Origin of the sequence: Dickeya sp. NCPPB 3274 (assembly GCF_000406205.1) — a bacterium.
GTDB classification, from domain to species: Bacteria; Pseudomonadota; Gammaproteobacteria; order Enterobacterales; family Enterobacteriaceae; genus Dickeya; species Dickeya fangzhongdai.
This window is the reverse complement of the sequence record NZ_CM001979.1, coordinates 3,462,144-3,484,151: the sequence shown is the minus strand read 5'-3', so window position 1 is coordinate 3,484,151 and position 22,008 is coordinate 3,462,144. Positions and strand designations below refer to the sequence as shown.

The following is a 22,008-nucleotide window of genomic DNA, read 5'->3' as shown; positions in this document are numbered from 1 at the left end:
CAGGGATCGGGATGGGAGAGCAACATGGATCTGATCGCCTTTGCCAGCGCATTCCCGCGCATCTGGCTGACGGCGCTGTTATTGCTGGGGCTGATTACCGGCAGTTTTCTCAACGTGGTGATCCACCGGTTGCCGGTGATGCTGGAACGGCGCTGGCAGCAGGAAGCGCGTTTTCAGCTCGGTCAGCCTGTTGGCGCGCCGTCTTCCCGTTATGACCTTTGCTGGCCGCCATCGTCCTGCCCTCATTGCCATCAACGACTGCGTGTGCGCGACAACATTCCGCTGCTGAGCTGGATATGGCTACGCGGGCGCGCCCATTGCTGTGGCGGCGCGATATCATGGCGCTATCCGCTGATTGAATTGCTGTCCGGGCTGTCGTTTCTGTTGGCCGGGTTGCTCTGGCAGCCGGGGCTGGCGTTGCTGGGGGCGTTGCTGTGCTTTGGCATGCTGCTGGCGTTGGCGGCTATCGACGCCCGAACCCAGTTACTGCCGGATGTCATGACCCTCCCACTGCTATGGGGCGGTTTGCTGTTTAATCTGGCGGACACCTTTGTGCCGCTTGAGCAGGCCGTGGTCGGCGCGATGGCGGGCTATCTGTCTTTATGGCTGATTTACTGGGCATTTCGTCTGCTGAGCGGGCGTGAAGCGCTGGGGCAGGGGGATTTCAAATTACTGGCCGCGCTGGGCGCCTGGCTGGGCTGGCAGGCGCTGCCGAATCTGGTGCTGATTGCCTCGTTGTCTGGGTTGGTGGCGACACTGTTGTGGCGGCGCGTGCGCCGTATCAACATGCAGCAACCGCTGGCGTTTGGCCCCTGGCTGGCAGTGGGCGGCGCGGTAAGTCTGGTGCTGAATGTGCTGGGGGGCTGGAGCCACTGAGCCGTTGCCGGACGGCGTTGAGCATCGGAAATCCCCATAAAAAAACAGGCTGGCAGAGTGGCCGCCAGCCTGTCGTTTGTTCGTCTTTCGTGTGTGCCTGATAATTATTTTTTGTTGTTGCCCCGACAGGAGCCGCCTGTCGAAGTGGATGGTGAAATACCGTCAGGGTTATTCCAGCATCAGTAAAAAAGTGCCTACCCACAAAAACAGAATGAACGAAACTCCCATGAACAAGTACTTCACTGATTTCTCTCCAGCAGCATCACGCCAGCAATGATTCCGATTGTGCGTTTCACCGTTCGGGAACTGCCCGGTTCAGAGCCGTTCCCCCAGCCATCGCTGCCAGTTGCAGACAGATGACGGAATCGGCGCTAAATCTACGCTGGGTCAGGGGCGAAATTCAAGAGGAATGGCTTTAAATCCGGTGGGAATAGCATTAAAAAGCATTGACGGCATGCTGCTTGCCAGACGAAAGGCAGAGGTTTGCCGATGTTGAGAACAACGGATCAGATTATGCAGACAAACACCATTTTTGAGCAGTTATGTCAGCGCCTTGAACAGCAGCGGGCGCGTTATCGGGTCGTGCATCATGACAGCGCCGGGCGTTCGGAGGAGGTGGCGCGGATACGCGGCACCGAACTGGGGCAGGGGGCCAAGGCGCTGGTCTGCCATGTCAAGGGTAATGGCCTGCGCCAGCATGTGCTGGCGGTCTTGCCGGCAGACCAACAGGCGGATTTAACCCGTCTGGCGCAGGCGTTGGGCGGCACCCGCGCGTCGCTGGCCAGCCCGGTGGAGGTCGACGCCCTGACGCACTGCGTGTTCGGCGCCATTCCGCCGTTCAGTTTTCATGCGGATTTGCTGCTGGTGGCCGACCCGATGCTGTTTACCCGCTTTGATGAACTGGCGTTCAATGCGGGATCGCTGACCTGCTCGGTGATTCTTAATACCGAAGATTACCGGCGTATCGCCAGCCCGCGCGAGCTGGCGTTTTCCCGCCAGGTTGCGTGAATCAGAGGAATATACGGCGGCAAGTGCCCGACACAAAAAGAAAAAATGGTTTTTCCCGGCAAGTACGGACGAGATGCAAATTGCTGTGTTGAATCAGGATACAAATCGGGAATCACGTGGTAGGCTGTAAGCCGGTGCTGATATTGTTATCAGATTGTAATGAGAAGGGTGTAAGGGACGACGGTATCACTGATGGTGTCCGTGTCACCCTGGCAGGCAATCAACAGGGAGACACAGAACCTGATGCAGACAACAGAAGTAGACCAGCGTCTGATGGACATCGACCCGCGCCTGACCATGGTATTGGTGCCGGGGCTGCGCGACAGTGATGAAGAGCACTGGCAGAGCCACTGGGAGCGTCGTTTTCCGTTCTGGCGGCGTATCCGCCAGAAAGAGTGGTATCAGGCGGATCTGGACCGGTGGATACTGGCGATTCGCCGCGAACTGGCGACCTGCGATCGGCCGGCGGTGTTGATTGGTCACAGCTTTGGCGCGCTGGCCGCCTGCCATGTGGTCCAGCAAGGTATGGAAGGCATCGCCGGCGTGATGCTGGTGGCGCCGGCCGAACCCATGCGTTTTGAAATTGAAGATCGTATTCAGGCCGAACGGCTGGCGGTGCCCAGTCTGGCGTTCGCCAGCCACAATGACCCGTTAATGACATTTTCCCGCGCTGAATACTGGGCGCACGCCTGGGGCAGCGACCTGGTGGATGTCGGCGAGGGCGGCCACATTAATGCGGAGTCGGGTTTCGGTAAATGGGAATACGGATTGCAGCGATTGGCCGCCTTTGCCGGGCAACTAGCGCCGGCAACCTGATATCGCTCCGGCGTGCGGGGACGTAAGCACACGTCTTCGCCGCGTTATAATCATTCACCTCGTTATAGCCATTCATCTCGTTATAACTAATAAGCTGCCATTAGCACCGAATGGTCTGGCAGCGCTCTCCACGATGGTGTATATCCCTATTCCTTCTGTTTATTACGCAACGAATCGTCAGGCGGTGTCTCCGTCCGATGCGGATGATGGCGCCGTAGCCGTTCGTTGAGTTCAGCCGTTCACTTGTTGGGTGTCAACGAAAAGGAAACGCTATGCCAGATTTGTTTGATCCAATCCATATTGGCGCTATCAAGGCAGAAAACCGTATTGTCATGGCGCCGCTGACCCGCATGCGCGCTTTCGACCAGCGGATCCCCAGCGCGTTATCGCTGGACTATTACGTCCAGCGGGCCAGCGCCGGGATGATCCTGACTGAAGCTACCGCCGTCACTCCGCAGGGCGTCGGCTATCCTAATACGCCGGGGATCTGGTCGGACGAACAGATCGAGGGCTGGAGCCGCATCAATGCGGCGGTACACGCGGCGGGCGGCAAAATGGTGCTGCAAATGTGGCACGTGGGGCGCATTTCCGACCCTGTTTATCTGGATGGTGAATTGCCGGTGGCGCCCAGCGCTATTGCGGCGGAAGGACACGTGGCGACCATCCGTCCGTACAAGTCTTATGTGGTGCCGCGAGCGCTGGAAACCGAAGAAGTGGCCGGTATCGTGGAGGATTTTCGCCGGGCGGCGGAAAACGCCAAACGCGCTGGCTTTGACGGCGTGGAAATTCATGCCGCCAACGGTTATTTGTTCGACCAGTTCCTGCATGATGGCTCCAACCAGCGCACCGACCAGTACGGCGGCTCCATCGCTAACCGGGCGCGTTTTCTGTTGGATACGGTGGATGCCGTACTGACCGTGTGGCCGGCGGATCGGGTCGGCGTGCATCTGAATACCATGACCAACTCGCACCCCATGACAGGACTGCGTCAACCCGCGAGCGAACTGATCAGCTGATGCACAGGCTTCCAGACCAACTAAACAGAGCGCAAACCGGCGTCCAGAAATGTGCAGGAATGCGTTTCTGGATAAGCCGCTAGCGCATTATGACGATGATTCCCAAAACAATCAACGCCATGAAGATCGAAAACGATGGTCTGCCAAACCGATACCAACCGCTGAGCAACTGCAGGCGGACGCTCCGACGCGAACTGAAGTGTGATGCGCTCAGCCGGGTCTACATCTCCAACCCGGATCAAGTTGGAACGTCCATTGCACCGTCCAGGCGCGCTCACCCAACGAAGTCGTCAACAGCAACACTATCTAGGGACGCCAGAGAAAAACCACACACCGATAACCAAGCGCTGGCGGAGTAAACAAACTGAGGAGGCCATTGGCCTCCTTTCTCATCTTTACGGCTGAATAACGGCCGTGGTTAGCCGGGCGATACAGCAGCGCCGTTGGCGCTCGTCCACGATCTCTATCTGCCAGACCTGCGTCTGGCGGCCCAGATGCAACGGCTGGCAGATGCCCCGGACCTCACCCTGCGCGACCGCCCGCAGGTGGCTGGCGTTAATTTCCACCCCGACCACGCTGGCGCCCGGTTCGGTACAGAGCCAGCCCGCCACCGAACCCAGCGATTCCGCCAGCACCACCGAGGCGCCGCCGTGCAGCAGGCCGAACGGTTGCCGGGTGCGGGCGTCCACCGGTAGGGTTGCTTCCAGGCTGTTGTCCGTCATGTGGGTAAAGCGGATACCCAGATGGGACACCATGCAGTCATCGCTCATCTGATTGAGCGCCTCCAGTGAGGTGGCGCGTTTCCAGATCATGCTCATTTCTCCATGAAAACCGGTCATGCGCCCAGCGTGGCGCCGCCGTCGATCACCATATCCTGCAGCGTGACGTGGCTGGCCAGATCGGACGCCAGAAACAGCACCGCATCGGTGATTTCGCGTGGATGGGCGATTTTGCCGAGCGGAATCCCCAGTTTGAACTGCTCGGGAAAACCGGCGATGGTGTGTTGTTCCGAGGCGGGGGAATGCCACAGGCTGCGTTGCATCGGCGTGTCGGTGGAGCCGGGCGACACCAGATTGCAACGCACGCCGTATGGCGCCAGTTCCAGCCCAACGGTCAGGCACAGGCTACGCAGCGCCGCCTTGGACGCACAATAGGCCGCCATGCCGACCCGCGGCACATGCGCGGCGTTGGAGCCAATCGACACAATCGCGCCGCTGCGTTGCCGTTGAAATTGCGGGATCAGCGCCTGAAACAGGTGAAAGGCGCCGCCGGCGTTAACATTCAGGCAATCCTGCCAGTCCTGCTGACTGAGCGCTTCGGTCTGGCCCATGCGCAGGATGCCGGCGCCGTTCACCAGCACATCCAGACGCGGCGTTTGCGCCAGCAGCGTCGCGCAGACATCGGCAACGGCAGCCGCGTTGCCGATATCCAATTCGATGGCGCGAAACGGCGGTTCGCCGGCGGAAAAGGCGCGGTCGAATCCGGTGACGGTAGCGCCCGCGTCGGCGAAACGACAGGCAGTGTCATAACCGATGCCGCGCCCGGCGCCGGTCACCCACACCTGTTTGCCGCTGAAATCCAGCGTGACGCTCATGCTTCCTCCCGCTGAGGCTGACTTAGCAGTTGGTGCCAGTGGCGCAGCGTGGGGTTTTTCACCAGCGCCACGAAGTCGAGGTCATGTCCCTGCTGACGCCAGCGGGTAACCAGCGACATGATGCGCACCGAATCCAGCCCGTAGTCCAGCAGGTTGTCGTCGTCGCCGATGTCATCGTCGTCATCCAGCAGCGGCAGCAGCTCGGCGCGCAAACGCGCCAGGCCGTCATCCGCCTGCGGGGCGAGCGCCTCCAGCAGTTGCTCGCTGGTCAGCACCCGGCCGCAACGCCCGGCGGTGTAACGCAGCGCCATCAGGTGCTCTTCCTGAGAGAAATCCGCCAGCGCGTCGGCGATCATGAACGGCTTGATATCACGCATAAACGCGTCGGTGGCGGTGGTCAGGCAACCAATGTGCGCGTATACCCCGCAGATAATCAGCTGATCGCGGCCCGTCGTTTTCAGTCGTTGTTCCAAATCGGAACGATGGAACGCGCTGTAGCGCCATTTCACCAGCACGGTATCGTCCGCATCCGGCGTCAGGGCCGCGGCGATTTGTTGTTGATCCGGGTGACGGTTCAGGCCCGGTCCCCACATGTCGTTAAGCAGCGCCCGGTCGGCGTCGCTCTGCTGGTTGGGTTGCGCGGTGTAGAACACCGGAATGCCCTGCTGGCGGCACGCCTGCCGGATACGCGCGACATTGGCGACCAGTTGCTCGGTCAGCGGGCTGTTTTCTCCCCAGAAATTGAGGAAATAGTTCTGCATATCATGAATCAGCAGGGCGGCTCGCGAAGCATCGACCGGCCAGTTAACCTTGTTGACCGGTAATTGCTCCACGCCGGGCAGCGGGTAGGCGTTCAGTTTTGGAATAGCCATGGTTTATTCTCCTGCGGCGGACGCCGCCACGCGCTGTTGCGCCAGCTGGCGTAACCGCTGTTTATCGACTTTGCCCACCGCGGTTTCCGGCAGGGTAGGCAATTGTTCAAATCGGTCCGGCAGTTTGTAGTCGGCGATGCCCTGTTCGCGCAGATGGCGACGCAGCACTACCGCTTTGAGCGGTTCGCGGGTGACCAGAAACGCGCAGCTTTTCTCGCCCATCATCGGGTCCGGAACCGCTACCAGTGCGGCGTTGATAACCGCCGGGTGACGCAGCAGCAGGTTCTCGATCTCCTCGGCGGCGATCTTTTCCCCGCCCCGGTTGATCTGATCTTTTTCGCGGCCCACCACCTGCAAATAGCCATCCGCCTGCTGGATCACCAGATCGCCGGAGCAGTAAAACCCGTCATCGTTAAAGACCTGGCGGTTGTGCGCCGGGCTGCGGTAGTAACCCCGAAAGGTGTAAGGACCGCGCGTCATCAGTCGGCCGGGTTCGCCGTGCGGCAGCGGGTTGCCATCGGCATCGGCCACCCACACTTCGTCGTCGTCGCTGATCGGGCAGCCCTGAGTGGTGAAACGGTGGGCATCGTCGTCGTCCAGCCGGGTGTAGTTCACCAGTCCTTCCGCCATGCCGAACACCTGTTGCAGCTGGCAACCCAGATCCGCCGGCACCCGGCGCGCCAGCGCTTCGCTTAAACGCGCACCGCCGACCTGCAATACCTGCAGACTTGCCAGCGCGCCGCGATCGCCGGATAGCGCCACCGCTTCCAGCCACAGCGTGACGGCGGGCGGCACCAGCGCGGTCAGCGTGATCTGGTGCTGGGCAATCAGCGGGAAACAGCAACTCGGGCTGGGGTCGCCCGCCAGCACCACCGTGCCGCCGGCGTAGAACACGCCCAACGCGCCCGGCGAACTGAGCGGATAGTTGTGGGCGGCGGGCAGGGCGCACAGGAAACGGGTGTGCGCATCGACCCGACAAATCTCCACGCTGCCGCGAATGCTGTAGTAGTAATCGTTGTGGGTGCGGGGGATCAGCTTCGGCGTGCCGGTGCTGCCGCCGGAAAGCTGGAAGAACGCCACCTGATCGGCGGGCGTCGGCGTGGCGGCCAGCAGGTCGCCGTCTTCCTGCAACAGCTGCGACAGCGCCTGCGCTGAGTCGGCATCGCCCCGCAGAATCACCTGTTGCAGCGACGGGCAGCGCCGGCGCAGTTCGTCGATAAAGCTATCGTCGGCAAACAGCGGATGGCTGCGATCGGCGATCAACAGCGTCGGGGCTATCTGGTCGGCGTAGGCGCACAGCTCGCTGCGCTGATGGCTGAACAGCGCGTTCACCGGCACGATGCCGGCGCGCAGCAGCGCAAAGTAAGTCAGATAGAATTCGGCGACGTTGCCCAGCTGCACCAGCGCGGTCTGCCCCGGTTTGATCCCCCGGCGTTGCAGCGCGCAAGCCAACTGCGTCACCTGCTGATTCATCTGTCGGTAACTGATGGCGCGCTCGCCGCAGATCAGCGCGGTGTCGCCATTGTCGGCGTGTCGGGTCAGGATGTCGCCCAGCGGCACATCCTGCCAGTAACCCCGTTCGCGATAACGCTGTTCCAGCTCGGGCGGCCAGCGGGTGAATTCAATCATCATGCTGCACACTCCTGATCCTGTCGCAGACCAAATGCGCGCAGCATGGTGCTCAATTTAACGCCGGTTTCGTGCCATTCAGACACCGGCTGGGAATCCGGCACGATGCCCGCGCCGGCAAACAGCCGTACCCGGTTTTGTCGGACTTCGCCGCAGCGAATGGTAACGACCCACTGACCGTTGCCTTCATCATCGCACCAGCCGACGATGCCGCCGAACAGCCCGCGCGAGAACGGCTCCAGTTGGGCGATGCGATCTCTGGCCGCTTCAAAAGGTACGCCGCACAGCGCCGGCGTGGGATGCAGCAGGCAAGCGATGGACAGCGCGTTTTCCTGCGGGTCCAGCACGTCGCCCTGAATACGGGTAGCCAGATGCCACAACACCGGCGTGCTGAGTAACTCCGGCGTGTCCGGAATGGTCAGCGTCCGGCAGCGTGAGGCCAATACCCGGCGGATGTCATCGGTCACCAGCCGATGTTCGTGGCGATCTTTGGCCGACGCCATCAGCATACGGCGCAGGCGCTGGTCTTCCACCGGGTCGTCGCTGCGGCGGGCCGAGCCGGCCAGCGGTTGCGACACAATATGATTACCCTGCTTGTTCAGCAGCAGTTCCGGGCTGGCTCCCAGCAGCGCGCCCTGTTCCAGCGGCACGTGGAAGTTATAGCTCCATGGGTTCTGGCGGTTGAGTTGCAGCAGCAGGCGAATCGAATCCAGCGGTTGCTCGGTATCGATATCCAGCAGGCGGGACAGCACGATCTTGTTTAGCTCGCCGCTGCGGGTCGCGGCGACCCCGGCGCTGACCATCTGGCAAAACGCATCCTGCTCCGGCACTTCGCGTATCTGACGCACGGTCAGCGGCGATGCGGACGGCGTGTCGTGCTGCAACGTCTCGCGTGCGAACCAGTGGGACTGTTGCGGCACGAACAGCCTGGCGGGCTGGCGTTTGTCGAACGGGATGGCGCCAACCAGCAACGGCCGGGCGATACCGTCCTGCCGGGCGCGGGCAAACAGCGTTTTTACCTGTTGCTGAACGTCGCCTTGCAGGTGACCGCCGTCTGCCACTGCCGTCGCCAGAGTGGCGTAACATCCGCGGGCATGCAGGCTGTTGTCGGGAGACAGAAACAGAAAATCATCGTGCTGAAGCGTGCGTGCATCCAGCGATGAAGAGGTGGCTGCGAGCGTTGACACGGGGGTTATCCTTATGTCGTGAGTGAACAAAATGGTGGCGCGCAGGCGTCACCGCAGGGCGGGGAAACCCCGCCCTGCCGCGTATTACCAGCTGTAGCTAACCGTGGCGACGACCGTGCGTCCGCTGCCGTAGAAGCAGGCGGTATCACCACCGCACGACGCCACATAGCGCTTATCGGTCAGGTTGTTGACGTTCAGCTGTACCGCAGCGCCTTTCAGTTGCGAGGCGAGCGAGCCCAGTTCATAACGCGCCATCGCGTCGTACAGGGTGTAAGCCGGTACCTTGAAGCTCTCCGCGTTATCGCCGTAGGTAGAACCGATATAACGCACGCCGGTGCCCAGCGTGACGCCTTTCAGCGGACCATTCTGGAAGCTGTAGCTGCCCAAGGCGGAAGCGGAATGACGTGGAATAGATGACGGCGCTTTGTTGACCTGGCTGGCGGTGTAGCTTTCCTTGGTGACCGCATCGGTATAGGTGTAGGCCGCCATCAGGTTGATTTCCGGCGTCAGTTGCGAGTGAACTTCGGTTTCCACCCCTTTGGATTTCACCTTGCCGATCTGCTCGTTGTATTTAGTCACGCTGTTGTACGACGTGATGTTTTTCTGCGTGATATCGAACAGCGATACGGTCAGCAGGGTATTACTGCCCTTGGGCTGGAATTTCACCCCCACTTCCTTCTGCTCACCGGTGGTCGGTTTAAAGGCTGGCGTGCCCGGCGCGCCGGAATCCAGGTTGGGTTCGAACGAGGTGCTGTAGCTGGCGTACGGTGAAATGCCGTTGTCGAAGGCGTACAGCAGACCAGCGCGGCCGGTGAATTTGCTGTCGTTTTGCGTGGGTCGTGGTGCTGGTGGTGCGATCCTGCGTACGTACTTCACTCCAGTCATGACGGCCGGACAGCAGCAGATTCCACTGATTCCATTCCATCTGGTCTTGCAGATAGACGCCGACCTGATCGAGTTTTTTCTTGTAAGACTGGTTCAGTGACAACTGGCTATCATCCACCAGATAGGAGCCGCCATAGCTGGGGTGCGCCCAGTCGAAGTTGTACTGGTCGCCCATGTTGCGCCAGTAGTTGTAATCGCGGTCCTGCCATTTGTAATCCAGGCCGCCCAGCAGGGTATGTTCCACCTCGCTGGTTGCCAATTTGACCTTAATCTGGTTATCCAGCCCCAGTTCATCGGCGTCCAGCTCCTCACGTACCTGACGGCGGGCCAGCGAAGTATCGGAGATTTCCGGTTTGCTCGTACTATAAACCAGATACTTGTAGCGTTCCCGCAACTGGGAATAGCGAAGGTTTTGCTGGAAGGAAACGTTGTCATTGAAGGAGTGATCGAAAATATAACCGATGCCGACCTGTTCGCGTTTTGAGCGGTTGTAGCTAGGGTCGCTGACGTTCAGGTCCTCTGGAATATAGCCAGCGCTGGCTTCGGTCACCGTACCGATTCTCGGCAGGAAATTGCGGTAGCCGGCTTTCGGATCGTTCTGGTAGCTGGTCAGCAGCGTAAAGCTGGTGTCGCTGTTAGGCAGCCAGGTGATCGCAGGCGCGATGGCGACACGTTTCTCTTTGTAATCCTTGACGAATTCATCGCGGGTGCTGGCGATGCCGTTGAGGCGATACATCAGGGTTTTGTCGTCGTTGAGCGCGCCGCCGAAGTCAAACGCCGCTTCGCCCAAATGCTGGTTGCCGGCGCTGAACTGCACCTTGCGGATGGTTTCGGCGGTCGGGCGTTTGCTGGTCATGCTGATCAGCCCGCCGGGGTTAACCTGACCGTACAGCACCGAGGCCGGGCCGTGCACCAGTTCCACTCGCTCCAGCAACCAGGGATCGATTTTCCCTAGCGCGGCGCCCTGACCGCTCAGACCGTAGCTCAGGCCGTCGAGGAATTTCGGCGCGTAACGGAAACCGCGGGCGATCACTTCATCGTTGCGGTTGGAAGAACCACGGTAGTTGGTGACTACGCCGCTGGAGTAGTTCAGCGCGTCAGAAACGGAGGAAACCGCCTGCGCGTCCATCTGGTCGCGGGTCACAACGGTGACCGCTTGCGGGGTTTTTATCAGCGGGGTGCTGGTTTTGGTGCCGGAGGCGCTTTCTTTCGCCACGATGCCTTTCAGCGGCGCGGTGACGCTTTCACCGGCGTTGGCCGACACAATCATGGTGTCGGTGCTGGTGGTTTCGGCCGCCTGCGCGTGTGCCGCCATCAGCAGAGTGGACGCCAGCACGGCTGGCATCGCTTTTTTATTTCCCTGCCAAGACTTTAATTTTTTTAATTGTTCATTCCTGGTGCTATGCATCAGTTATCCCCTCCTGTGAAAGACCTTATTTTTTGTGTGTTTCAGGCTTTATATTCGCCGGTCTTGTCATTCATCCCATTCAATCAATTAATTGACTTTAAATTCATCATGTTAATTTTTGTTGGCGTGTTTTGTGACCGGAGTATGAGTTTGTTTATCCCGCCAAAAATCGGGAATTGCATCTTATTGCAAATGTAAATGGTTCTCAATATTATTTCTCTTGTCTATAGAATTGTAAATCATCCAACCAACTCATTAGATTGGTTAATTAAATGTAAGAAAAACGTAAAGGGGCAGACCCCGGGAGGTTTTGATGCCGGCAGCACAGCCGTCAGGTTTCGCCGCAACACTTTTGTCATCGCCTCAGGCAGGGGAAGAGGTCTGGTGGCAACAGGTTGTCAGGTTGGGAACGCCACTGGTGGAAGTACAGGATGCCGGGCGGGTGCGGATGACGTTTCTCTGGCGCGATCCGGACGGTGACGAACGGTATTCCGCCATCCGGCGGGTGTATGCCGATATCAACGGCGTGACCGATCACCACAGCACCAATCCGCAGAGTCTGGAACGGCTGCCCGGCACCGATGTCTGGCACTGGTCGATGAGCATCGAGCATGACTGGCGCGGCAGCTATTCCCTGATTCCTATCGTGGCGGCGCAACTGCCGCCGGTGTTTAGCGACGATGAGCAACAGCGTGACGAACAGCAACGGGAGTGGTGGTGTTCGCTATTCCCCTGCGCGATCGCCGATCCGCTCAATCCGGGTCAGCCGTGGGGAGAACAATTATCGGCCGCTCACATGCCGGCGGCGCCGTCGCAGCAGGCTTGGCGCGCGGTGGACAACGGCTCGGCGTTAGCGCCGGATGCAGCCCGACTGACGGTATTTGACTGGAAGAGCGAACAGCTCGACAACCAGCGCCGTATCTGGCTGTACGTCACCGGCAGCAGCGACGCGCCGGCGCAGCGGCCGTTGTGCATCGTGCTGGACGGGCAGAAATGGGCGCAGGAAACGCCGCTATTTGCCGCGCTGGACGCGGAAACCGCACAGGGCAATCTGCCGCCTGCCGTCTGGTTGTTTATTGATGCCATTGACGGGGAAACCCGCTGCCGGGAACTGCCGTGCGATGCCGAGTTCTGGCAGGCGGTACAGGATGAATTATTGCCGCAGGCGGCGCGCCTGGCGCCGTTCAGCGACGACCCGGACCGTACGGTGGTATCCGGGCAGAGCTATGGCGGACTGGCGGCGCTGTACGCCGGCCTGCACTGGCCGCAGCGCTTCGGCCGCGTATTGACCCAGTCCGGCTCTTTCTGGTGGCCGAATCTGCAATTTATCACCGATTTCGACCTGCGCGACACGTTGGAACCCGGCGTGCTGGTCACGCAGGTAGGGCAGGGCGGGCGGACGGCGTCGCCGCTGGTGATTTTTCAGGAAGCCGGGCGGCGCGAAGCCGATATCGCTTTCGTCAACCAACAGATGCATGACGCGCTGGCGGCGGCGGGGCATCGGGTTCATCAGCGCGTGTATGCCGGTGGGCATGACACCCTGTGCTGGCGCGGCGGGTTGATTGACGGCTTCCGTTGGTTGCTGAGCGACGCGGGCTTACCGGCGGCGTCCCGGGATTAAGTATGCATGCTGCCGGCGTCTGACGGACGGCGGCGGCTCAATAACACGAGGTAACAACAATGAGTCAGGAACAACTTAATCCGTTTGACGATGATCGTCTGGCGTTTCTGGTACTGGTCAACGCACAGCAGCAATACAGCCTGTGGCCGGAGTTTGCCGCGGTGCCGGCGGGGTGGCGCGCGGTATATGGGCCGCAGCCCCGTGAGGCGTGCATCGCCTATACCGAAACCCACTGGCAAGACATGCGCCCGGCCAGTCTGCGGACCACTGAAGCCTAACCGGCGTTCACCAGTCAGGAATGTTTCCGTTGACGGAGTAAGGAAAACAACGTGTCAGAGCTATTCAACGAAGCTGAATCATCTATCGAATCAGAACGACCCAACAAATTAACGCCGGCGCATCCGGCGGATTCTCTGGAACTGCCGCTGGTAGCGGCCCAACCCGGTATCTGGATGGCCGATCAAATCGCCAGCCAGCCGAATGCCTTTGCCGTGGCGCATGCGCTGGAGCTGTGCGGCCCGGTCGATCCGGTTCGCCTGTCGGCGGCCATCCGTCAGGGGCTGGCGGAGGCGGATACGGTACAGGCTCGTTTTGGCCTGAACGATCTCGGCGAGCCGGTGCAGTGGCTGCCGTCCGCACCGGATGCCGCGGGCATCCGCGAACCGGAATGGCTGGATTTCAGCGATCCGGCGCAAGGCGAACAGGCGGCCTGGGCGCTGATGCGTGCGGATCTGGCGGCGCCATTGCCGGCCGATGGCGGGCAACCGCTGTATCGTCAGGTGATAATGCGGGTGTCGGCGCAGCCGGAGCGGTGGTTCTGGTATCAGCGTTTTCATCATTTGATGCTGGACGGTTTCAGTTTTGATGCTCTGACCCGACGGATTGTGGAGATGTATAACGCCCTCAGCGTCGGCGAAACGCCGACGGATTCGCCGTTTACGTCGTTTGCCGACGTGGTGGCGGAATATCAGGCGTGGGAGCGTTCGCCTGCCTGCCGGCAGGCGGCGGCATTCTGGCGCGAGCACGCCGGCTCCCTGCCGGCGCCGGTGTCGCTGGCGGCGGACGTTTGTTCTCCGGCGTCGGCGGAAACCCGTACCCTGCATCAGCGGGTGACGTTACCGGCGGCGCCCTTTGTCGCGCTGGCGGAGCAACAGTTCGGCGCTAAGGTGCAACCGGCCGAGATCGCGATGGCGGCGCTGGCGGTCTACCTCTACCGCATGAGCGGCGAATCGCGCCTGTCCATCGGTTTTCCGTTCATGCGACGGATGGGGTCGGCGGCGCTGTGTGCCTGTGGGCCGGTGGTCAATGTGCTGCCGTTGCAACTGACGCTACGGCCAGATATGACGTTGATCGACGCCACTCAGACGCTGCTGGCGGAAATCAGGGCGGTGCGGCGTCATCAGCGTTACGAAGCGGAGCAGTTACGACGGGATCTCGGTCTGGTCGGCGGCAGCGAAGGGCTGTACGGGCCGGTGATGAACTTTAAGGTCTACAACGCCGGGTTGACGCTGGGAAACACGCCGGTGACGACGCACGTACTGGCGATGGGGCCGGTGGACGATTTGGAATTTACCCTCGGCGTGCAGGATGGCGAGCTGCAACTGGAACTGGTCGCCAACCCGGCGCGTTACGACAGCCCGTCGCTGCAGGGGCACGCGCAGCGTTTACAGCATCTGTTGGCGCAACTGGTGCAGCAGCCGGAGCAGGCTATCGGCGCGCTGTCCCTGCTCAGCGACAGCGAATGGCGGCATATCGACGGATGGGGCAGCGGCCCGCATCTGACCATACCGGCGACGCTGCGTTCGGTGCTGGATTGTCTGCAACAGCAGGTGCAGCAGCAGCCTGATGCGCTGGCCGTTGCCTGCGGCCGCGACCATCTCAGCTACCGCGAGCTGTCGGCGCGGGTGATGCAGCTGGCGCGCAAGCTGAGGGCGCAAGGGATCGGCGCGGGGGATGTGGTGGCGATCGGCGTGCCGCGCTCGGTATCGTCGGTCGTGGCGATTTTCGGGGTGCTGACCAGCGGCGCGGCCTACATGCCGCTGGATCTGGATTATCCGCGTGAGCGTCTGGCGCTGATGTGCGACGACGCGCGTCCGGCTTTGTTGCTGACCCACAGCGCCGTGCGCGCGCAGATGCCGGAACTGCCGCAGGTGCTGTGTCTGGATGACGCCGCCTTGCGGGCCGAATGCGCCCGGTTGCCCACACACCTGGTGACGGACGCGGAACGGTGCGAGCCGCTGTGCGGCGAACATCTGGCCTACATGATCTATACCTCCGGCTCCACCGGAAAGCCGAAAGGGGTGATGAGCACCCACGCCGGCTTGCTCAACCTGATGATGTCCCATTCGAGCTTCCTGTTCGGCCCGGCGATAGCGCGTTTCTCACAGCAGCACGGCCGCCGCCTGCGCGCCGGACACACCGCGTCGTTCTCCTTCGACTCCTCGTGGGAACCGCTGTTTTGCATGATGATGGGCAGCGAACTGCACATTTTCGACGAAGAACTGCGTAAAGACGCCTGGGCGCTGGTGCAGCATCTTAATCAGACGCCCATCGACCTGATGGACATCACGCCGTCGTTCTTCACCCAGATGATCGACAGCGGCCTGCTGGAGGCGGATAACCACCAGCCCGCATTCATCATGATCGGCGGCGAAGCGGCCACGCCGCGGCTGTGGCAACTGATGCGTCAGCATCCGCAAATGGAAATTCATAACTACTACGGGCCGTCGGAATACACCATCGATACCCTGGGCGCGCGGGTCACGGTGGCGGATCAGCCGGTTATCGGTCAGCCGGTCGCCAACACCCGGGTCTGGCTGCTGGACAATCAACTGCGTCCGGTGCCGGTGGGCGTGCCCGGTGAGCTGTACATCGCCGGGCCGGGGCTGGCGCGCGGCTATCTGCGCCGCCCGGATCTCACCGCCACGCGCTTTGTCGCCTGTCCGTTTATACCGGGCGCGGTGATGTACCGCTCTGGCGATCTGATGCGCTGGCGTCATGACGGTCAGCTGGCGTTTATCGGCCGTGTTGACCACCAGATCAAGGTACGCGGCTTCCGCGTGGAGCTGGGTGAAGTGGAAAACGCGCTGGTGGCGCTGGCTGAGGTCAGCACCGCGGTAGTCATCGCTGAACCGCTTGGCGCGACGTACCGGCTGATTGGCTATTGCTCGGTGCCGGACGACGCCATCCGCGAACAACCGGATGTTGCCGCTCGCCTGTTGGCGCAACTGGCGGAGCAACTGCCGGATTACATGATCCCGGCGGTACTGATGGTGATGGCGGAGTTGCCGCTGACCGTCAACGGCAAGATTGACCGTCAGGCGTTGCCGAAGCCGCAGCAGGCCGCCGCGGTGGCCGGGCGCGAACCGGCCAACGAACAGGAACGGCTGATTTGCCAGTCCATCGCCAGCCTGCTGAAGCTGGACAGCGTGAGTGCGGAGGCGGATTTCTTCGCGTTGGGCGGCGACAGCATTTCCGCTATGGGATTGGGCACGCTGTTGCGTCGCGCCGGCTGGCAACTGCGGCCGAAGGTGATTTTTGCCGAACGCACGCCGGCGCGTATGGCGCAGGCGATGCAGCCGCTGGCGGCCATTTCTGCGCCGGCGCGCACGGTGCGGCATGGCGTGGTGGACGGCCTGCCGATTGTGCACAGCTTCGCCCGACTGGCGGGTATCGAGCGTCAGTTTGCCCACGGCGTGTTCCTGTCGGTACCCGACGCGCTGCAACCGGCGCACCTGACACAGGCGCTGACGGCGCTGGCGCAGGCGCATCCGGCGCTGAGCGCGCTGACCCGCGACGGACAACTGGTGATTGAAGCCTCTTCGTCAGCGACCGTGTCGGTACACCGCGAAACGCTGGCGGCGCAGGAGCCGGTTGACGCGGCGGCCGAACGGGCGTTTGAAACGGCGGTGGCGCGTCTCGACCCGGCGGCGGGCCGGATGATGCAGGCGGTACTGCTGCAACGCGGCGACCGCGCCTGCGGGCTGGTGCTGGTTGTCCACCACTTGGTGGTGGACGGCGTATCGTGGCGCGTACTGCTGCCGGAATTGCGTCAGGCGGCCGAGGCGGCGATGGCCGGTCAACCGGCCGCGTTGCCTGTCGAAGAGTGCTCGTTGTACGACTGGTCCGCCAGCCTGAAAGAGCAGGCGACGGCGCGGCGCGCCGAATTGCCGTTCTGGCAATCCGCGTTGACGGCGTCGCTGCCGCGACTGGGGCAGCGACGTCTCGATCCGTCGCGTGATCAGGAACAGCACCGACAGCTGGCGCGCCGGGTGCTGGACGCCGGGTTGACTCACGCGGTGCTGACGACCCTGCCGGAGCGCTATCAGGCGCGGGTGGACGAAATCCTGCTGGGCGCGCTGATGCTGGCCTGCCATCGTCATTTCGGCGTACGGCCGCTGCGGCTGGCGCTGGAATCCCACGGACGTATCGATACCACGGATGGACTCGATCTTGGACGTACGGTTGGCTGGCTGACCGCCGAATACCCGGTGTGTATTGCCGCGCCGGCGGAGCAGGCCGCCACGCCCTGGGCCATCCTGCGGTCGGTGAAGGGCGCGTTGCGGGCGGTGCCGGATCGCGGCGTCGGTTACGGCGTGCTGCGCTATCTGGACGCGCAAAGCGCCGGGGAACTGGCGACGCTGGAAGAAAACGCGCCGGAGATCCTGTTCAACTATCTGGGACGATTTGAGGCGGGCGAAGGACCCTGGTCGCCGCGCCGCAGTGACCGCTATTTCCGCGATGCCTTTGCCGTGGCGCAGGCGCCGGAGATGCCGCTCAGCCATCCGTTGGATATCAATATTTTCGTCGATGAAGGTGAACAACCGCAACTGGCTATCCACTGGGGATGGGCGCAGGGGGTGTTCGAGGCGGATGATATCGAGGCGCTGCATCAGGGCATGACGCAGGCGATCGATGAGTGGCGGGAGCTGGCGGGTTATCCGCCGCTGTCGGATACGCTGGTGTCCGCCGAAGTGGCGCAGGCCAGCGTAAACGACGAGGCGCTGGAGCGTTTGCGTCAACACTACGGGCCGCTGGCGGCGGTGCTGCCGGTGTTGCCGTTGCAGCAAGGTCTGCTGTTTCACGCCCAACTGGCGGACGCCGCCGGCAGTTATAACTCGCTGACCCGATTGTCGCTGCGCGGCCCGCTGTCGGTAGCGCAATTGAGTCAGGCGCTGGAGGCGGTAGTGCGTCATCATCCACAGCTGGCGGCGCGCTTCGATACCGAACAGGCGTCAGCGCCGTTGCAGGTGTTGCCGATCCTGCGTGACGAGCATTGCTACTGGCCGCTGGATCACCAGACCTTACCCGCGATGCCGGCAGACGAGGAAGCCGATGCATTGCTGGCGCTGGAAAAAGCTGAGCTGGCGCGTGACCTGTTCCACCAGCCTTCGTCAATGCTGCACGCCTTGCTGGTCAGCCACGCGGACGGGGAACGGCACACGCTGTTTCTTAACGCTCATCATCTGGTGGTGGATGGCTGGTCGACCCCGGTTTGTCTGCGCGATCTGTTCACCGCGCTGTATCAGGGCAGTAGCGCGTTGACGCCGCACGCGGTGCCGTATGCGGACATCATTCGTCAGTTGGCGGCCCGTGACGCGGAGGCCTCGCGTCAGCGCTGGCGCTCAGTGCTGGCCGGGGCGCGCCCGACGCTGCTGTTCGGCGATGGTCCGCATCACGGCGAAGTCCGCGAGCTGGAACTGTTGCCGGAACCGCAACTGGAACAGGGGTTACTGTCGCTGTGCAAACAGCATGGTCTGACGCTCAACAGCGTGATGCAGGGCATCTGGGGGATGCTGCTCAGCGCCGGCAGCGGCGCGGACGATGTGCTGTTCGGCTCGCCGGTGTCCGGCCGGTTTGGTCAGATTGACGGCATCAACCAGCAGGTCGGGCTGTTCAGCAATACGCTGCCGGTACGGGTGCGGCTGGATGCGTCGCGGGCGCTGTTGCCGCAGTTGGCCGAACTGCAGGCGCAGCAAATCCAGCTGATTGAGCACGACGATGTGGGGCTGGGGGAAATCCAGCAACTGACCGGCACCGGCACGCTGTTCGACACGCTGTTGGTGGTGGAGAACTACCCGGATGGCGATGAGCTGAGTCAGGCGGGGCAGGCGCTGCGCTGCGAGGCGGTCAACAATCGGGGTTACACCCACTATCCGCTGACGCTGCTGGTGTTGCCCGGCAAACGGCTGCGGTTGCTGATGGAGTACCGCGACAGCGTGGCGCAGCCGCAGCGGCTGGCGCAGCGTCTGTTGCTGCTGCTGGAGCAACTGGTGGCCGCGCCGGAGCACCCATTGTCGGCCTGGAACCTGCAACTGCCCGAGGAACAGGCGCTGCTGGCGGCGGTCAACCGCACCGAACAGCCGGTGCCGCCGGGCACATTGCACCAGGCGCTGGCGGCGCAGGCGCAACGCACGCCGGATTGCATCGCGCTGGTGGATTGCCAGCATCAGCTGACTTACCGTCAGGTACAACGGCAGACCCGTTTGTTGGCCGATCGGCTGATCGACGCCGGCGTGCGGCCCGGCGACATCGTGGCGGTGGCGCTGCCGCGCTCGGTGCGCCTCAGCCTGGCGTTGTACGCGATTCTGGAAACCGGCGCCGCCTGGCTGCCGCTGGATACCGGCTACCCGGATGAACGACTGGCGCTGATGGTGGAGGACGCGCAACCCCGGTTGATGATCACCGAAAGCAGCTTGCAGTCGCGCTTCGCCGAACTGGCCGAGTTATTGTTGCTGGATACGCTGGCGGATGAACGCCAGTCGCCGCGTCACCCGTCGCCGCAGGTAGCGGAACAGCAGGCGGCTTACGTGATTTATACCTCCGGCTCCACCGGTCGCCCGAAAGGGGTGGTGGTCGGCCATCAGGCTATCGTCAACCGCTTGTGGTGGATGCAGCATCAGTACCCGCTGCAGGCGGATGACGTGGTGTTGCAGAAAACGCCGTGCAGCTTCGATGTCTCGGTGTGGGAGTTCTTCTGGCCGCTGATGGTCGGCGCCCGGCTGGTGATGGCGCCGCCGGATGCGCATCGCGACCCGGATGCGCTGGTGCAGTTGATCAACGACTATGCGGTGACCACCATGCACTTCGTGCCTTCCATGCTGGCGGCCTGGGTGAGCGCGCTGGAGACGCGCCCGCGTGCGGAGATCGGCTGCGGCAGTCTGCGGCGAGTATTCTGTAGCGGCGAAGCGTTGTCGCGCGAACTGGCGGTGAGCTATCAGTTGTTAATGACGCAGTCACAGGTCAGCGCGCCGTTGCATAACCTTTATGGCCCGACCGAAGCGGCGGTGGACGTCACCTGGCAACCGGCGTCCGGCGAGGCGTTGGACCGCTGTCAGTTGCCGGGCATTCCCATCGGCCTGCCGGTGTGGAACACCCAACTGCGCATTCTGGACGGCGCGCTGCGACCGGTGCCGCTTGGCGTACCGGGCGATCTGTATCTGTGCGGCATTCAACTGGCGCAGGGGTATCTGCGTCGGCCGGATCTGACCGCCAGCCGTTTTGTGGCGGACCCGTTTGCCGCCGGCGAGCGCATGTATCGTACCGGCGACATCGCGCGCTGGCTGGAAGACGGCACGGTGGATTATCTCGGCCGCAGCGACGATCAGTTGAAAATCCGCGGGCAGCGCATCGAGCTGGGTGAAATCGAGCAGGTGCTGCTGGCGCAGCCTGATGTGGCGCAGGCGGTGGTCGGCGCGCGCGAGCTGGGCGGAAAACAGACCCGCCTGCACGGCGCCGATGCCCGGCAACTGGTGGCCTGGCTGGTGCCGCAGGCGGGGAGCACGCTGGATATCGCCTCATTACAACAGGCGCTATCGCAGCAACTGCCCGCACATATGGTGCCGGTGAGTTACGTGCTGATGACGTCATTCCCGCTCAGCGCCAACGGCAAGCTGGATCGCAAGGCGCTGCCGGCGCCCGCCGGGCAGCAGGCCGCCGGGCGCGCGCCGCAGACGGACGTCGAACGGGCGATCGCCGCGTTGTTCATCGAATTGCTGGCGTGCGAGACGGTATCGGCACAGGACGATTTCTTCGCGCTGGGCGGTCATTCGTTGCTGGCGATGCGGTTGGCGGCCGAGATTCGCCGTCAGTTGCAGCGTTCGCTGACGGTCGGGCAGATCATGGCGGCGCGCAGCGTAGCCAGCATCGCCGCGCTGGTGGAGGGCGACACCGACAGCAGTCAGGACGGCAACGGCGAAACCCTGCCGCTGCGTTCCGGTCGCGGACCGGCGTTGTTCTGCCTGCATCCGGCGTCCGGCTTTGCCTGGCAGTACGCGGGGCTACTGCGTTATCTGGACGGAGATTACCCGATCGTCGGGCTGCAATCGCCGCGACCTGACGGGGTGATCGCCCGCTGCGAATCGGTGGATGAGATGTGCGATCGGCATCTGGCGACCATTCGGCGCCTTCAGCCGCAGGGGCCGTATTTCCTGCTGGGCTATTCGCTGGGCGGTACGCTGGCGCATGGTATCGCGGCACGGCTGCAACAGGCGGGCGAAACGGTGTCGTTCCTCGGCCTGCTGGATACCTATCCGCCGGAAGGACAGGATTGGGCAGCGCCGGACGAAGCCGATGCCCGCGAGGAAGTGGCGCGTGAACAGGCCGGTTTTATGGACGACATGCAGGTTGAGGACGATCCGCAACTGCGGGCGGAGCGGGCGGCGATGTTCGGCAACATTGTCGCTAACTATCAGGATGCGGTGCGGTTGTTGTCATCAGCCCATTCATCCCGCTACGCAGGCGACGCCACGTTGTTTGTGGCGACCCGCACGCTGCCGGCTGACATGGATGTTGACGCTACCTGGGCGCCGTATGTGAGCACGCTGACGCAGTATCCTCAGCTTTGCGAGCACGCGGACATCCTGTCGCCGGCGTCGCTGGAAAATCTGGGGCCGTTGCTGAATAGGCTGCTGACAAACAGCTATGTTGTTTTATGAATGGTGAAGTTTGTCTGGTCAGTGAATAGTTTCGTGCGGGATAAGCGGTGTCATTTCTTTGCCGCTTCATCGCACGCACGACAAGGAGAGGTTCAAACGCCACCTCTCCTTGACCACTGGCTGGGGGCTAAACTGTGCCGCTGGCGCGGTACCTTCGGCG

12 protein-coding genes and 2 pseudogenes are annotated in these 22,008 nt (G+C 62.2%); 7 read left to right on the top strand and 7 right to left on the bottom strand.

The genetic code is table 11. The annotated features are described in order from the left end of the window. Positions 1 to 24: 24 nt before the first annotated feature. Complete coding sequence (locus DXX3274_RS15515; RefSeq protein WP_042860541.1) at positions 25 to 876, top strand: A24 family peptidase; 852 nt, start codon at positions 25 to 27, stop codon at positions 874 to 876. A 168-nt stretch (positions 877 to 1,044) separates the two neighbouring features. Here the strand turns inward: DXX3274_RS15515 and ypdK are convergent, their stop codons facing one another. Beyond that, positions 1,045 to 1,119, bottom strand: coding sequence for a membrane protein YpdK (gene ypdK / locus DXX3274_RS24550; RefSeq protein ID WP_099327210.1), 75 nt, complete (start codon positions 1,117 to 1,119; stop codon positions 1,045 to 1,047). 270 nt (positions 1,120 to 1,389) lie between these two features. Here ypdK and DXX3274_RS15510 point away from each other — a divergent pair, with 270 nt between their 5' ends. From DXX3274_RS15510 to DXX3274_RS15500, 3 genes and pseudogenes are all read left to right on the top strand, one after another. Further along, positions 1,390 to 1,884: a YbaK/prolyl-tRNA synthetase associated domain-containing protein gene (locus DXX3274_RS15510; RefSeq protein ID WP_042860540.1), complete on the top strand. Its 495-nt coding sequence runs from the start codon at positions 1,390 to 1,392 to the stop codon at positions 1,882 to 1,884. A 243-nt stretch (positions 1,885 to 2,127) separates the two neighbouring features. Then, a complete protein-coding gene (locus DXX3274_RS15505) occupies positions 2,128 to 2,700 on the top strand; it encodes an alpha/beta hydrolase (RefSeq protein WP_042860532.1) in 573 nt (190 codons plus the stop codon). Positions 2,701 to 2,972: 272 nt separating this feature from the next. Then, positions 2,973 to 3,677 (top strand): annotated as a pseudogene (locus DXX3274_RS15500) (alkene reductase); the annotation flags it as partial. Positions 3,678 to 4,111: 434 nt separating this feature from the next. Here DXX3274_RS15500 and DXX3274_RS15490 read toward each other — a convergent pair. From DXX3274_RS15490 to DXX3274_RS15465, 6 genes and pseudogenes are all read right to left on the bottom strand, one after another. Further along, positions 4,112 to 4,528 (bottom strand): hotdog fold thioesterase, encoded by a 417-nt coding sequence (locus DXX3274_RS15490; protein WP_022634261.1) that lies wholly within the window; start codon positions 4,526 to 4,528, stop codon positions 4,112 to 4,114. 23 nt (positions 4,529 to 4,551) lie between these two features. Then, entirely contained in the window at positions 4,552 to 5,310 is a 759-nt protein-coding gene (gene dhbA, locus DXX3274_RS15485; RefSeq protein WP_042860538.1) for a 2,3-dihydro-2,3-dihydroxybenzoate dehydrogenase, read from the bottom strand. Beyond that, positions 5,307 to 6,182 (bottom strand): isochorismatase family protein, encoded by an 876-nt coding sequence (locus DXX3274_RS15480; RefSeq protein WP_042860537.1) that lies wholly within the window; start codon positions 6,180 to 6,182, stop codon positions 5,307 to 5,309. The genes dhbA and DXX3274_RS15480 overlap by 4 nt, the downstream gene beginning before the upstream one ends. Before the next feature lie 3 nt (positions 6,183 to 6,185). After that, complete coding sequence (locus tag DXX3274_RS15475; RefSeq protein WP_042860536.1) at positions 6,186 to 7,814, bottom strand: (2,3-dihydroxybenzoyl)adenylate synthase; 1,629 nt, start codon at positions 7,812 to 7,814, stop codon at positions 6,186 to 6,188. Further along, a complete protein-coding gene (locus DXX3274_RS15470) occupies positions 7,811 to 8,998 on the bottom strand; it encodes an isochorismate synthase (protein WP_042860535.1) in 1,188 nt (395 codons plus the stop codon). The genes DXX3274_RS15475 and DXX3274_RS15470 overlap by 4 nt, the downstream gene beginning before the upstream one ends. Before the next feature lie 84 nt (positions 8,999 to 9,082). After that, positions 9,083 to 11,291 (bottom strand): annotated as a pseudogene (locus DXX3274_RS15465) (TonB-dependent siderophore receptor). A 313-nt stretch (positions 11,292 to 11,604) separates the two neighbouring features. On the opposite strand from DXX3274_RS15465, the gene fes reads away from it, so the two are divergent. From fes to DXX3274_RS15450, 3 genes are all read left to right on the top strand, one after another. Then, the gene (gene fes, locus DXX3274_RS15460; RefSeq protein WP_042860534.1) at positions 11,605 to 12,912 is read left to right on the top strand and encodes an enterochelin esterase; all 1,308 of its coding nucleotides are present in this window, start codon (positions 11,605 to 11,607) and stop codon (positions 12,910 to 12,912) included. Positions 12,913 to 12,971: 59 nt separating this feature from the next. After that, positions 12,972 to 13,190, top strand: a complete 219-nt coding sequence (locus DXX3274_RS15455; RefSeq protein WP_042860533.1) for an MbtH family protein — start codon at positions 12,972 to 12,974, stop codon at positions 13,188 to 13,190. A gap of 84 nt (positions 13,191 to 13,274) precedes the next feature. Continuing rightward, positions 13,275 to 21,848 carry a non-ribosomal peptide synthetase gene (locus DXX3274_RS15450; protein WP_042862160.1) on the top strand — a complete coding sequence of 2,858 codons (8,574 nt, stop codon included), beginning with the start codon at positions 13,275 to 13,277 and terminating at the stop codon, positions 21,846 to 21,848. The last annotated feature ends 160 nt before the right edge of the window (positions 21,849 to 22,008 follow it).